The sequence below is a fragment of the Novosphingobium sp. RL4 genome, assembly GCF_035658495.1.
In the GTDB taxonomy this organism is placed as follows: Bacteria; Pseudomonadota; Alphaproteobacteria; order Sphingomonadales; family Sphingomonadaceae; genus Novosphingobium.
In genome coordinates, this window is record NZ_CP141945.1 from 1,152,129 (window position 1) to 1,164,830 (window position 12,702).

Annotated in this window: 11 protein-coding genes; 4 read left to right on the forward strand and 7 right to left on the reverse strand. The window is 64.4% G+C overall.

What is annotated here, in order from left to right:
* Nucleotides 1–78: 78 nt before the first annotated feature.
* Nucleotides 79–462: a VOC family protein gene (locus tag U9J33_RS22120; RefSeq protein ID WP_185999241.1), complete on the reverse strand. Its 384-nt coding sequence runs from the start codon at nucleotides 460–462 to the stop codon at nucleotides 79–81.
* A gap of 239 nt (nucleotides 463–701) precedes the next feature.
* On the opposite strand from U9J33_RS22120, the gene U9J33_RS22125 reads away from it, so the two are divergent.
* The 4 genes from U9J33_RS22125 to U9J33_RS22140 all read left to right on the forward strand — a co-directional run bounded on the left by U9J33_RS22125 (nucleotide 702) and on the right by U9J33_RS22140 (nucleotide 6,025).
* A complete protein-coding gene (locus U9J33_RS22125; protein WP_186000068.1) occupies nucleotides 702–1,862 on the forward strand; it encodes an FAS1-like dehydratase domain-containing protein in 1,161 nt (386 codons plus the stop codon).
* A 10-nt stretch (nucleotides 1,863–1,872) separates the two neighbouring features.
* Nucleotides 1,873–3,594 carry a class I adenylate-forming enzyme family protein gene (locus U9J33_RS22130; protein ID WP_185999242.1) on the forward strand — a complete coding sequence of 574 codons (1,722 nt, stop codon included), beginning with the start codon at nucleotides 1,873–1,875 and terminating at the stop codon, nucleotides 3,592–3,594.
* Nucleotides 3,595–4,006: 412 nt separating this feature from the next.
* Complete coding sequence (locus U9J33_RS22135) at nucleotides 4,007–5,008, forward strand: zinc-dependent alcohol dehydrogenase family protein (RefSeq protein ID WP_054438070.1); 1,002 nt, start codon at nucleotides 4,007–4,009, stop codon at nucleotides 5,006–5,008.
* Between the two features lie 105 nt (nucleotides 5,009–5,113).
* On the forward strand, nucleotides 5,114–6,025 hold the full coding sequence (locus U9J33_RS22140) for an SDR family NAD(P)-dependent oxidoreductase (RefSeq protein ID WP_185999243.1): 912 nt from the start codon (nucleotides 5,114–5,116) through the stop codon (nucleotides 6,023–6,025).
* 22 nt (nucleotides 6,026–6,047) lie between these two features.
* On the opposite strand, the gene U9J33_RS22145 is transcribed toward U9J33_RS22140, so the two are convergent.
* The 6 genes from U9J33_RS22145 to U9J33_RS22170 all read right to left on the reverse strand — a co-directional run bounded on the left by U9J33_RS22145 (nucleotide 6,048) and on the right by U9J33_RS22170 (nucleotide 12,614).
* Nucleotides 6,048–6,983 carry an alpha/beta hydrolase fold domain-containing protein gene (locus U9J33_RS22145; protein WP_231635904.1) on the reverse strand — a complete coding sequence of 312 codons (936 nt, stop codon included), beginning with the start codon at nucleotides 6,981–6,983 and terminating at the stop codon, nucleotides 6,048–6,050.
* A 481-nt stretch (nucleotides 6,984–7,464) separates the two neighbouring features.
* A complete protein-coding gene (locus tag U9J33_RS22150) occupies nucleotides 7,465–8,322 on the reverse strand; it encodes an SDR family NAD(P)-dependent oxidoreductase (RefSeq protein WP_054438062.1) in 858 nt (285 codons plus the stop codon).
* A 53-nt stretch (nucleotides 8,323–8,375) separates the two neighbouring features.
* On the reverse strand, nucleotides 8,376–9,167 hold the full coding sequence (locus tag U9J33_RS22155) for a sugar phosphate isomerase/epimerase family protein (RefSeq protein ID WP_054438061.1): 792 nt from the start codon (nucleotides 9,165–9,167) through the stop codon (nucleotides 8,376–8,378).
* Nucleotides 9,167–10,513, reverse strand: coding sequence for an MBL fold metallo-hydrolase (locus tag U9J33_RS22160; RefSeq protein WP_324699177.1), 1,347 nt, complete (start codon nucleotides 10,511–10,513; stop codon nucleotides 9,167–9,169). Before U9J33_RS22160 ends, U9J33_RS22155 begins: the two co-directional genes overlap by 1 nt.
* Nucleotides 10,510–11,799: a sulfotransferase family protein gene (locus U9J33_RS22165; RefSeq protein ID WP_207906141.1), complete on the reverse strand. Its 1,290-nt coding sequence runs from the start codon at nucleotides 11,797–11,799 to the stop codon at nucleotides 10,510–10,512. The genes U9J33_RS22160 and U9J33_RS22165 overlap by 4 nt, the downstream gene beginning before the upstream one ends.
* The gene (locus U9J33_RS22170; RefSeq protein WP_132469754.1) at nucleotides 11,796–12,614 is read right to left on the reverse strand and encodes an SDR family NAD(P)-dependent oxidoreductase; all 819 of its coding nucleotides are present in this window, start codon (nucleotides 12,612–12,614) and stop codon (nucleotides 11,796–11,798) included. Before U9J33_RS22170 ends, U9J33_RS22165 begins: the two co-directional genes overlap by 4 nt.
* Between the last annotated feature and the right edge of the window lie 88 nt (nucleotides 12,615–12,702).

Genomic DNA, 12,702 nt, shown 5'->3' on the forward strand with positions numbered 1-12,702 from the left:
TCCGATGATGGCCCGAAAACACACTTTATTGTCTAACGACGCCTTAGGTTTTGGTACGCAGTCGCCTGAACATGCGCCTCAGTCCGGGTGTCGGGGCTCGGCGAAGTTCAGTTCCAGTGCAACGCCATGCGGGTCCATGAGAAAGATCTGGGCAAGGCCGGGCGTGATGTGATCGGCTTCCGCATACTGGATGCCGGCACCATCAAGCCGGGCCTTCATCGCCGGCCGGTTGCTGCAACGAAGGGCAACGTGATCGATCGCGCCGGTGCTTGCGGTGTCTGCGGCTTTCTCCCGGAAGTGGATCACCGCATTGCCTTCGTCATCGTAGAGCCAGTGGGACCGGTTTCCCATGACGGCCGGCCCGGGCCTGTAGACCAGGCCAAGCGCACGTTCGTAGAATTGAGCCGAACTCTCAGGATCCATGGTCCTGATGTTAACATGGTCGATTCCCGCGATCCCCATCCCCAACTCCTTCCCGCGCGTCATTCCCTGATACGCTTTGGCGGCAAGATTACCGCCGCGAGGCGGGAGCGCCAGACCTCGGGGCGTGCGCGGCATGGATTGTCGTGATCGGTCAAGTCGCGATGGGAAATCGCGGCAATTGTCATCCCGAAGCCTCCCGTTGGACGGCATTCGCCGGCAAGCAGATCGAGCCGGCAATTGGGAGATATGGCGTGAGCGCAAGCGAAACCCCGGTCCGGATGGACATCAGCGACGTAGAGTGGCGCCTTGGGCACAAGGTTGGCGGCGGCGAACTGTGGGAGCCGTGCAACAAGACCGACATTCGCCGCTGGGTCATGGCGATGGACTATGTGAACCCGCTCCACTGGGACCAGCGGTTCGCCGCGCAGACGAAGTTCGGCGATATCATCGCGCCGCAATCGATCTGCGTCGCGCTCGACTATGGCCACGGCAACAACCAGGCCTGCGTCGGCCGGATCGACGGCCAGCACATGATCTTCGGCGGTGAGGAATGGTGGTGGTACGGCACCCATGTCCGCCCCGGAGACCATCTCAGCCATGAGCGCATCTTCACCGGCTACAAGCTGACCGATACCAAGTTTGCCGGGCCCACCCTGTTCCAGCGCGGCGATACGATCCACCGCAACCAGCGCGGCGATCTGATTGCGAAATCCTGCCCCACGGTGATCCGCTATCTGGCGAAGGAAGCCGAAAAGCGCGGCATGTATGCTTCCACCGCCGGTACCCCGCACAAGTGGACGGCAGCCGAACTGGACGAGATCGACAAGATCCGCCGCGACTGGTTCCTCTCGAACCGCGAAGGCAAGTCGCCGCATTTCGAGGAAGTGTCGGTGGGAGACAAGTTGCCCCGCCGCGTGATCGGTCCGCACTCCATCGCCAGCTTCACCACCGAGTATCGCGCCTTCATCTTCAACATCTGGGGCAGTTTCTACTGGCAGGGTGTGGAGGGTGTTCCCGATTGCTGGGTCAATCAGGACATGGGCTGGATAGACGGCTTTTCCTTCGACGAGGAAGGCGCGCTGACCGATCCGCGCCTGCGCGACGGGCTCTACCTCGGCCCATCGCGCGGACATATCGATGATGGCCGCGCCAGCGAGATCGGCATGCACCGCGCTTATGGCTACGGCGCGACGATGGCCGCCTGGAACACCGATTATCTGGCCTTCTGGGCGGGGCATGACGGCATGGTGCGCCACGCCAAGACCGAGTTCCGCGGTCCTGCCTTCGAGGGCGATGTCACGTACATCGAGGGCGAGGTGATCGAGAAGATCGAGAACTCGGAATGGGGCTTCCCGGTGGTTCGCATCGAGGTGCGCATGACCAACCAGGACGGCAAGATCGTGGTCACCGCGGTCAACGAAGTCCAGCTTCCGTACTGAGGGACGGACATTGCCTGTACACGATGCGTCTTCGCACCGCTTTGTCGCTGATCGCTCCGTCTCCATCGCGCGCGGGATTCCGCTGAGCGAGGAGACGGGAATTGGCCCCCTGACGCTTGGCGGCTTCCTTCGGGACGTGACGTCTCGCCATGGAGGCCGCGAAGCGCTGGTCCACCGGCTGGACGACGGTTCGCGGGAGCGGTGGAGCTATTGCGACTTGTGGGATCGTTCCTGCGAGGTGGCCCGATCGCTCATTGCGTCGGGGCTGGGCAAGGGGGAGCGTGTCGGCATCCTCATGACCAACCGCGCGGAGTTCCTCTCGGCGGTGTTCGGTGCGGCACTGGCGGGCGGCGTCGCCACTCCGCTCAGCACATTTTCGACACCCGCCGAACTCGAATACCTGATCGCGCATTCGGCGGTGTCGTGCCTGCTGTTCGAACGGGGCGTGCTGAAGAAGGATTTCCTCGAAATCCTTTGCGATCTCGACCCGCAGATCGGGACGGGCGTTCCGGGAGGCTATGGTTCCAGCCGGTTTCCGTTCCTCAGGGAACTGGTTGTGCTGGGCGGGGAAAGGCGCGGTGCCGTTCGTTCCTGGCGCGAGTTCCTCGAACTGGGGCAGGCGATCGGCGAGGCCAGGCTGGAGGCGCGTTCGCGAAGCGTGGTCCCGGCCGATCCGGGGGCGCTGTTCTTCTCGTCCGGCTCTACCGCGCGGCCGAAGGGCATTCTTTCCGCTCATCAGGGCGTATCGTTGCAGATGTGGCGGATGGGCCGCCAGCAAGGCCTTGGCGACGGGGTGCGCAGCTGGACTGCCAACGGGTTCTTCTGGTCCGGCAACTTTTCGATGATCATCGGCGGAACCCTGTCGATGGGCGGCTCGCTGATCCTTCAGCGCACGTTCCATCCGGTGGAGGCGCTGGACCTTTTCCAGTCGGAGCGGGTGACGTTTCCCTTCGCCTGGCCGCATCAGTGGGAACAGCTTACCGCTGCTCCGAACTGGCAATCGGTGGACCTGTCCTCCGTGACCTTCGTGGACATGGCATGCCCGCTCGCCTCTCATCCGACTGTCACCACCAGCTGGATCGAACCGCGGCACTGCTACGGCAATACCGAGACGTTCACGCTGAGCGCGGCGTTCCCGGCCATGACGACGGCCGATACCGCAGGCGAAAGCCACGGAATTCCGCTGCCGGGGAACCTCCTCAAGATCGTCGATCCGCTGACGGGCCATGCAGTTGCGCTGGGGCAGAACGGGGAGATCGCGGTGAAGGGACCGACGCTGATGCTCGGCTATCTCGGCACGCCGCTGTTCGAGACACTGGACGAGACAGGCTATTTCCGCACGGGGGACGGTGGCAGGCTCGACGAAGAGGGCAGGCTGCACTGGCAGGGCAGGCTCAACGACATCATCAAGACCGGCGGCGCGAACGTCTCTCCGCTGGAGATCGACGAGGCGATCCGCGCGCTTCCGGGCATCAAGATGAGCCAGACGGTCGGGGTGCCGCATGAGACGCTGGGCGAGATCGTGGTCGCCTGCGTGGTTTTCCATGCCGGCGCCGAAGCAGGCGAGGATGTGCTGCGCGAAAAACTGCGCACCGTGCTGGCAAGCTACAAGGTGCCGCGCCGGATCATCGGCCTCGACGAAGCGCAGATGGGCTTGACCGGATCGGCAAAGATCAAGACCTCCGAACTGCGCGCGCTTGCGGCAAACTGGCTGGCGAACGAACCTGGCTGAGGCTGTTCGGCCGGGGCCGTCGCCCGCGCCTGCGAGCCACGGGGAAAGAGGGTTGGCGCGCATCAAGCTGGGTGAAGGCGTGATCGGCTCTGGAACTGACCGGCCGCCCCATTTTTTCCAGACCGGCGACACCTCGAGCCTGAACTGGACAGCTTCGGCGCGGACAATCGCGGGGGCGAAATTCTTGCGGGAAACAGGTGATTGTCGCGATCGGTCAAGTTTGCGAGCGTGCTGCCCGGCACAGGGAACGACTGCGAGCAGTGCCCTGCACCGCAGCCGGGAGAGCTTGGAAAATGACTGGTCGGTTCGGTCCGCAATCTGTGCCTTTGCCCGCAACCGACCTTGGCGAATTCGGCCCGGCCGGAATGACCGAACGCGGCGTTGCATCGAACGCGCAAGGGGCGGATTATCGATGAAAGCGCTGCGTCTACAGGCAGGCCAGGACAGTTTCTCTCTTCTTGATTTGCCATCCCTTTCGGCAGGGCCGGGCGAAATCCGCGTTCGTATCCGTGCCGTATCGCTTAACTTTCGTGACGGGCTGGTGTTCTCGGGCCTGTTTCCCTCGCCGCCCGGCCTGATCCCCCTCTCCGATGGCGCGGGTGAAGTGGTGGAAGTGGGAGAAGGCGTCACCCGGTATGCGGTTGGCGACAGGGTCATCAGCCTGTTCCACCCCAATTGGGGCGATGGCCATATCGACCGCGCCGACCTGGACAATTCGCCGGGAGGCCCGGCCGACGGTTTCGCTTGCGGGGAGGTCGTGCGGCCTGCCTCGCATTTCACGCCGGCACCGCGGAACCTCTCGTTCGTGGAGGCGGCTTGCCTGCCCTGCGCGGGGGTGACGGCCTGGCGCGCGGTGGTGGCCGACGGCGCCGTGAAGCCCGGCGCCCGCGTGCTCGTTCTGGGAACCGGCGGGGTTTCCCTGTTCGCGCTCCAGTTCGCCAAGGCGGCGGGCGCCACCGTCATCGCCGTCAGTTCGTCGCCTGCTAAACTGGCGCATCTGCGCCGTCTTGGCGCGGATCATGTGATCGACCGCAATGAAACGCCGCAATGGGCCGAGGCCGTGCTCGAACTGACGGGAGGGCTCGGCGTGGAACATGTCATCGAAGTAGGCGGTCCGAACACGTTGCCGCAAAGCGTGCGCGCAGCAAGGACGGGCGCCCACATCGCCATCATCGGGGCGACGGCCGGTTTCGAGACGGACTCGATGCCCTTCGCGGCCGTGCAGGCCAAGCGCCTGTGCCTGCAAGCCGTGACCGTCGGCAGTCGCCGCGACCAGATCGACATGGTTCGCTGCATCGAGGCGCATGACCTCCATCCGGTGGTGGACCGTGTCTTCCCGCTTGCGGAATTTGCCGAGGCAATGGCGCACATGCGGTCGGGCTGTCAGGTCGGCAAGGTCAGCCTGGAGATATGAAGCGCAGGACCATGAAGCGCCGGGAGCGCGCCCCCATCGCATATCCCCCCACGCACGCAGCATGCACACGCCATGGCCAGCGGGTGAAACAACCTGGAGAAACACATGACTGATCGCCGCTTCGATGGACGGGTCGTCGTCATCACCGGCGGGGCGCGGGGCCTCGGCCGGGCTTATGCCGAGCTGCTCGGCTCGCTGGGTGCGAGAGTCGTCATCAACGACAACGGCAGCGCCTTGTCGGGCAGCGGTTCGGACGCCGGGCCTGCCGAAGAGGCCGCCCGCGCTTTGCGCGATGCCGGATATGAAGCGGTTGCCTGCTCCGACAGCGTTGCGACACCGGAAGGCGGAAAGGCGATCGTCGAGGCGGCGCTGGATGCCTTCGGCCGGATCGACGTTCTGATCCACAACGCCGGGAACAACCGGTTCGCGATGCTGGAGGAGATCAGCTACGAGGATTTCCGCGCGGTGGTGGATGTCCACCTGCTCGGAGCCTTCCACGTCGTGCGCCCGGCGTTCGAACGCATGGTCGGGGACGGCTATGGGCGCATCGTGCTGACGGGCTCGATCGGCGGCCTCTATTCGATGCCCAGCGTGGTGAATTACGCGGTTTCGAAGTCGGGCATGATCGGTCTCAACAACATCGTCGCCATCGAGGGCGCGGCGCGCGGGGTGAAATCGAACATCATCCTTCCCGGAGCCGTGACGCGCATGGCAGAGGGGCTCGACATTTCGCAATATCCGCCCATGGGACCGGACCTCGTCGCGCCCGTGGTCGGCTGGCTCGCGCACGAGAGCTGCTCGGTCACGGGTGAAATGTACGTCTCGATGGGGGGGCGGGTGGCCCGTGCCTTCATCACCGAGACCGAGGGCCTTTACCGGCCCGACTGGACGATCGACACCGTGGCCGAAAGCATCGGCGAAATCCGCGACACGAACCGTCTGTGGACGTTCCATCCCGCAGAAAACGGCTTTTCCGAGCACATGGCGCGCAGTTTCCAGCTCGTGCGGGGCGGGTGACGGGATGCGGTGATCTCCGCGCCTAAGGGGCTGACTTTCGCGTCAGGAAGCCCTGCATCGCGAGCCACGCGGTGAACTCGTCGATGAGGAGCGTGGTCGTCGTGTTCGGCTTGCCGAGGCCGAAACCATGGCTGCCCTGCTGGTAGCCGTGGATTTCGACCGGGCGCTTCGCGGCTTGCCAGGCCTGCGCGATGGGGAAGCCCATCGAGGGGAACAGGGGATCGTCTAGCGCGATGGCATCGAACATCGGGGAGGCATCGGCCGGAACGTCGATCTTGGCCTGCGGGCCATAGATGTAGCCGAAGAATGCGGGACGCTCTCCGGGTTTTGCGGCGAGTACCGTCTGGAGCGAAGTCATCGCTCCGGCCGAAAACCCGATCATGCCCACCCGCGCGCGATCGATGCCCCACTTCGCGGCATTTTCCCGCACCATGGCAAGCGCGGCCAGACCATCCTCGGTCGCCTGCGGGTTGCCCAGCACCGGCGGCCGGCTTGGATCGGGCATGCCCTCCATCATCTTGGCCCAGACGTATTTTCCGGCTTCCTTTTCGTCCTTCGGAGTGGGCAGCAACCGATACTTGAGGACGAAGGCGGCGATGCCGCGATCGGCAAGGGCCTGGGCGACATCCCAGCCCTCGTGCGACATCGACAGCGCCATGAACGCGCCGCCGGGCGCCACGATCACGGCCGCGCCGGTGGCCTTGGCCGGATCGGGTAGAACCGGGGTCAAGGTCGGCCGGGTGACGTTGCGGACGGCGTAGTCCTTGCCGAAGTACTTCGCCCACACCTCGCTATCCGCGGAGCCCGGCGTGCGGGCGCCGTAGAGCGGGATGGCACCGGCTTCCTGCGGGGCGCTGGCCGGCGATGGTGCAGGGTAATCGGAAGGCTGCGCATTCGCGGCTGCCGATGCCAGGATGCACGCCATGGCCAGTGTGAGATATCCTGTCCTGCCCGTCATGTTCCAACCTCCCCGTTCATCATGCTTTGGCACGGGAATGACATGTGCGCAGGGCGGTGGTCAAATACGCAGACCTTGGAACGGCATAGGCATTTTCTATGGCTGGCGGCTCATCTCTGCCCGGCGCGGGATAGCATCCTCAAGAATTGGCCGGGTGCTCCCGCAAGGGTTTGCGGAAGCACCCGAGGCGGCAAACGCGGCGCCTTGCCCCTACCGTGAGCGGATATCGGGCTGCCGGCATGTGCTGCCTTGGGGCCGTTGCTGCACGCCGCGTTGGCTACCGCGATGAGATAGCGCGTACGCCGGTCAAGGCCAGGTCGGTTCCAGATTTCCGCAAAGATGAAGTCCCGTAAACTCGCTTCGACCGGACTTGCCGGCTGGCAAATCTCACGCGCGGTCACTGCCCGGCCAATGGCCTTTCCACGCTCGGTTCGCGCGTGGGGAACCAGCAATTCCATCGAATTCCTCGCGGTTTCCCTGTTCAGACCTTGATCGAATCGATCACGTCCTGCGTGATGCCGGGGCGGCCCGGATCGCCTGCGAGGAATTCGCGGTGTTTCTTTTCGACGAAGGCATCCGGATCGGCGGCAACCTCCACCAGCATTTCCCATGCCTCTTCGTGGGTAGGTATGAGAATGCAGCCGGCTTCCATCGCATCGGATAGGACCGTTGCGGTTTCCTGCTGGGTCTTGACCGAAAGATGGCTGCCCGGCGCGCGCATCACGTAATTCTCGCTGAAGTGCTTCATGGCATCGGGAGAAGTCGTCATGACCGGGCCTGGACAGAGGCAGCTTACCCGGATGCCGTACTGCTTGAGGTAGAGCGCGAGATTCTGCGACATCGACACGACCGCCGCCTTGGAAGCGGCATAATGGACACGGCTCGCCGCGAAGGGATAGAGCCCTGCGAAGCTGCCGGTGTTGACGATATGGCCGGACCCGCGCGCGATCATGCGCGGGACGATCACATTGTTGGCTCGCACCATGCCGAAGAGGTTCACGTCGAACATCCGCTGCCATTCCGCCATCGGAATGTCCTGCGGGTTACCGCCTGAAAGGATGCCGGCATTGTTCATGTGAATGTCGAGCGGCCCGAGCGCCTGTTCGGCGGCGTCGATGGTCGCCTCTACCGAGGCATCGTCCAGCACGTTGCAATGCAGCCCGATCGCCTCGCCGCCTGCCCGCCGGAGGATCTCGGCGGTTTCTTCCGCGCCCTCTCGGCTGATGTCGGCCACGGCGACACGGGCCCCGCGCGCCGCCCATTCCTGCGCGATGCGGCGACCGATGTTCTGGCCTGCACCGATGATGAGCGCGGCCTTGCCTGCGAAAGTCTCGGACATTCCAACCTCTCCCTGCCCGCTTTCGGGCCATTTCGTTCAGATGCGTGGGGTTTTCAGATGTTCATGGCATGGAGCAGGTCCGAAGCGGCGGAGATTCCGGCGCGCAATTCGTCCTCGTTCGTATTCGCGGTGTAGTCTGCAGGCACGACCTCGAGGTCGAAGACGCCTTCGTAGCCCGCGTCCAGCACGTCGCCCATCATGCGTTCCAGCGGCAGGTCGCCCTGGCCGATATGGGAACGGCCGCCTGTGCCGGAAATCGCGATGTCGCCGATCTGGACGAGTGCGATATGAGGCATCGCCCGTTTCAGGGTTCCCCGAAGGCCGCGTTCCATCCAGTTGTTGCTGAAGTCGGAAACGATGCCCAGCCCTGTCGCCTCGGCGATCTCCACGGCATCCGCCAGCGTCGTGCAGAACGAGGCGCTGGTTCTGAGGCTCGGCTCGAATGCCGCGATGACGCCGCGTTCGCGGGCATGGGCCACGGTCGGCGCGACCGCTTCGGCAAAAAGCGCGAAATCTTCATCCCAGTCGCAACTGACCGTCCGTCCGGTCGTGAAGTAGATCGAGTGCCCACGGTGAGCCGCCACGAGGTCGATCATCGCGCGGTGTATGGCCCGCGTCGCGCTCCAGGACGAGGGATCGCCGAGCTGGAAGCCGGCGGTGATCAACGTGCTGACGCGGATACCGGCATCGCCGAGAGCCTTGAGGTCGCGGTCGGGATCGTCGGCGATCTTGTTCATCAGCAGCCCGGCATGACGCAGGCCCATGTCCTTCCACAGTGCCAGTTCGCGCGCGAACGGCCACTGGAACGAACACATCGCATCGACCGAAAGGCGAGGGTGCACCATTATTCGCCCCCTGCCAGTGCCGCTTCGAGGCGGCGGATTTCGCTTTCGAGCCAGCGTACTTCGCTGAAATTCTCGCGTCCGGCGGCCTCGAGTATGGCGTGCTGTGCGGCGAGCTGGATTTCCAGTGCCCGGCGATCTTCAGGCGCTGCCGCGGTGACGGCTTCTGCGACATGGAGAGCCTTGAGCGGCTGGTTTCCGCCGAGATAGCGCGCGGCAAGGTCGAGCGCGGCCGCGGGTCCACCGGCAAGTTCGATGAGATCGCCGAGCACGGCCTGCGGCGGCACGGCATAGAGTTCGGTCGAGGAATCGTAGCGGAACCAGCCGAGATGCTCCTCCCAGATCGAACGGACGATCCACGAAACCTTGCCGTGACCCTGCGGGATGGCAAGGTTCTCGGGCAGCCGGATGGTTTCCATCAGTTCCCAGAGAGGCTTGCCGGCGTTCATGCCCTTGAAGGTCGCATCGCGCAGATACTGGGCCGCATCGCGCATCCTGCTGAGGCTCGTGCGCACCTTGTCGGCCCCGCGAACCGGCTCGCCGTGGCCGGTTATCAGCACTTCGGCGCCGAGGTCGATCACGCGCTGGACGCTGTCGATGTACCACTGGACATAGCGGTAGCGGTCGCCGCGCAGGGTATAGAGGTTGGGAACATGGCCGAACATCGGGCCGGTCATGTTGCCGGTGAAGACGATCCTGTCGTCCGGCAGCCAGATCACCAGCGAGTCTACCGTTTCGCCGCCGGGGACCGCGTAGAGTTCGAACCGCCGCCCACCCAGTTCGAAGGCGTGGCTGTCATGGAACGTGGTCGTCAGCGTGGGTTCGGGCCGTTCTGTCAGTTCCCGCTTCTGGTCGCGGCTCCACAAGCGCCGCGAACGGGCAGCCATGGCCGGGCCGAGGTCGCGGAACTGGGTGCGCACGAAAGGCTGGTTGGCCTGTCCGATCGTCTCGATTCCGGGGGCGTTGAAGGTGGGCCATCCGCCAATGTGATCTTCATGGCTCTGGGTGAACACGATCTTGCGGATCGGCTGGTCGCTGGCCGCATCGAAGCGGCGCTTGTTCTCGGCGGCGCTGTAGACGATGCCGGTGTTGACAAGGACACTGCCCTCGGCGGTCGTCACCAGGTAGAGGTTCGAGACGTCCCTCGACATGAAGATGCCGTTGCCGAGATCGACGGCATCCTGTCTGCCCGCGCCGTCATTGATGATCTGGGCATTGAGCGGCTGGTTCGCATCGCGGATGATGGGTTTCATGGCTTGGTTTCCTGCCTGAGTGAGCATCGTCAGCAGCGCGATGTACGCGAGCTCGCTGTGCGAATTCGCATCCCACCGGCTGAGCTTGCGGGTCATTTCACTTCCTGTTTTACCGGGAAGCGGTCCGTGTAGAACGCGAAGCGCTGGCGCAGGCTCGGGATATCGAGGTTGAAGTCTCCCGCCAGGTCGTAGACCACCCGGCCGTCCTTTCCGCGCGGGTGGCTGTCCATGTAGCCGCGCATGTCCCCGACGCTTTCGGCGCTGGAAGGCAGCCCGGCGAATTCCAGCACCTTTTGCGCGGTGCCGATATCGTCCGCGATCACGTCTGCGAACAGGATGTCGAGCCGCCGGCCTTCGGGGACCCGGTCCATGTCGCGCAGGTAGGCGCGCAGCATCTGTTCTATGCGGTCCACCCAGTAGGCGACGTGAGCCTGGATTTGCGGGTGCTTCTGGTGGACGAGCACGGACAGCCCCCGCATCGTCAGCACCGATTGCAGCAAGGCCAGCGGATCGCGGTGGATCTGGACGACATAGGCATCCGGATAATTCGCGACGAGTGCGGGGAGTTGCTCGCTATGCTGGTTACCCTTGAGGATCCAGCGCCGGTCGGACGGGAACTGATGCGCGATCGCCTTCAGCATCCGCTTGCCATAGGCATAGTGCTGCGTCTGGTCGTGGCGCAGCAGGTAGTCGCGCCAGGCGGGGACTTCGGCCATCCATTCCCACTGGTATGTGGTGAAGTCCGGCATCTGCAGCTCGTTCTCGCCGCAGGCATGGTCGGGTGAGTGTTCATGCATGGCGGCCATGATGGCGTTCTGCTTCATCCGGTCCCAGTGCGCGGCCGAACGGGTCCAGCGCGGGTCCAGCCCATCGGGGCCGGCCGTCTCGCCGGGTGCCAGGACCGCTTCGGAGCCGAGATAGACCGGAAGGTGCCGCAGCCGGCGGTCGGCCGCGATCAGGTTCTCGAGGTGAGTCGTTCCCGAACGCGGCAGGCCGACGATGATGATCGGACGATCGATCACCTCGTCCTCGACGCCCGGATGGCTGTCGAGGAAGGCCTTGTTCTTGAGGCGGTTTGCGGCCTGCTTCACGCAGGCGGCGCGGAACTGCGCCTTGGCGAAGCGCCACAGGTTCCCGTTTGCGGAGACTTCGCCAAGAAGCGCGCCGAGGCGCTCGGTGAAGTCCATCGGGCCGAAGTCGGAAAGGCCGGTCTGCGCGGCGGCTTCTGCCAGTACGCCTTCTACCGTCATGTCGAGAGGTTCGGCTTCGGCCGCTTCGAGTTCTGCGCGGCGTTCGGGCGAAATCTGCGGATCGCGGAACTGCTCTACGCGGAAGACACTGGTCCGCACCGTTTCAGTATCCTTTTTGACGTCGGTGCTCATGCCCTGCGCTCCGCCGAAGTGTTGAGCTTGCCGGCATTGGCCATCCAGCCCCCGTCGACGCGGACAAGGTCGCCGGTGTGATAGCGCGATGCGTCGCTCATGAAGTAGACGCCGATGCCTTCGAAATCGGACGGGTTGCCGAAGCGCGGGATCGGGCAGCGTTCGCGCACCTGGCTGCCCAGCGGTGAGTCCGGCCCCTGATCCTTCACTGTCTCGCTTTCGGTATAGCCGGGGCAGACGGTGTTGGCGCGAATGCCGTACTTGCCCATATCGACCGCGATTCCGCGTGCGAGCGCGGCCATGGCACCCTTCGAGGCGTTGTAGTGCTGCATTCCGATCGAGCCGGTCACGGCGGAAAGGCTGGCGCAGAACAGGATCGAACCGCCCGGGTCGCCGGCTTCGGCGCGGGTGCGCATGTGGCGGGCGGCTTCGCGGGCGAGATAGAACGCGCCGTGCTGGTTGACCGAAAGCAGGTCATGCCAGGCCTCGCCTGTCATGTTGGTGAAGCAGCCCTGGTTCTTCATCAGGCCCGCATTGGCGATGGCGCCGTCCACCCGGCCCATTTGCGCAGTGGCTTCGGCAAAGGCCTCCACCACGCGGGCTTCGTCGGCAACGTCGACTTCCTGGGTGAAGATGCGCCCCCCGAACTCGGCGAGTTCGCGTGCCGCCTCTTCATTCCTGTCCTGGCGGCGGCCCCAGATGACCAGATCGCCGCCCGCTCGCGCGATGCCGCGTGCGAAGCCCAGACCGATGCCGGCGTTGCCGCCCGATATGACGACGACGCGGCCGCTCATGTCCCAAGGAAGACGTGACATGCCTCTCTCCAAAATGAGTCCTGAATGATTGCCAGATGCCTTTTTGCACCCCGACTCTTATTGCGATAAGTCTTAAATAGGATACTCA

Excerpts from the sequence above, each read along its gene's own strand:
- U9J33_RS22160 (WP_324699177.1), bottom strand. The coding sequence starts at position 10,513 with ATGACCCGCAAGCTCAGCCGGTGGGATGCGAATTCGCACAGCGAGCTC.
- U9J33_RS22140 (WP_185999243.1), top strand. The coding sequence starts at position 5,114 with ATGACTGATCGCCGCTTCGATGGACGGGTCGTCGTCATCACCGGCGGG.
- U9J33_RS22170 (WP_132469754.1), bottom strand. The coding sequence starts at position 12,614 with ATGTCACGTCTTCCTTGGGACATGAGCGGCCGCGTCGTCGTCATATCG.
- U9J33_RS22145 (WP_231635904.1), bottom strand. The coding sequence starts at position 6,983 with ATGACGGGCAGGACAGGATATCTCACACTGGCCATGGCGTGCATCCTG.
- U9J33_RS22150 (WP_054438062.1), bottom strand. The coding sequence starts at position 8,322 with ATGTCCGAGACTTTCGCAGGCAAGGCCGCGCTCATCATCGGTGCAGGC.
- U9J33_RS22120 (WP_185999241.1), bottom strand. The coding sequence starts at position 462 with ATGGGGATCGCGGGAATCGACCATGTTAACATCAGGACCATGGATCCT.
- U9J33_RS22125 (WP_186000068.1), top strand. The coding sequence starts at position 702 with ATGGACATCAGCGACGTAGAGTGGCGCCTTGGGCACAAGGTTGGCGGC.
- U9J33_RS22155 (WP_054438061.1), bottom strand. The coding sequence starts at position 9,167 with ATGGTGCACCCTCGCCTTTCGGTCGATGCGATGTGTTCGTTCCAGTGG.
- U9J33_RS22135 (WP_054438070.1), top strand. The coding sequence starts at position 4,007 with ATGAAAGCGCTGCGTCTACAGGCAGGCCAGGACAGTTTCTCTCTTCTT.
- U9J33_RS22165 (WP_207906141.1), bottom strand. The coding sequence starts at position 11,799 with ATGAGCACCGACGTCAAAAAGGATACTGAAACGGTGCGGACCAGTGTC.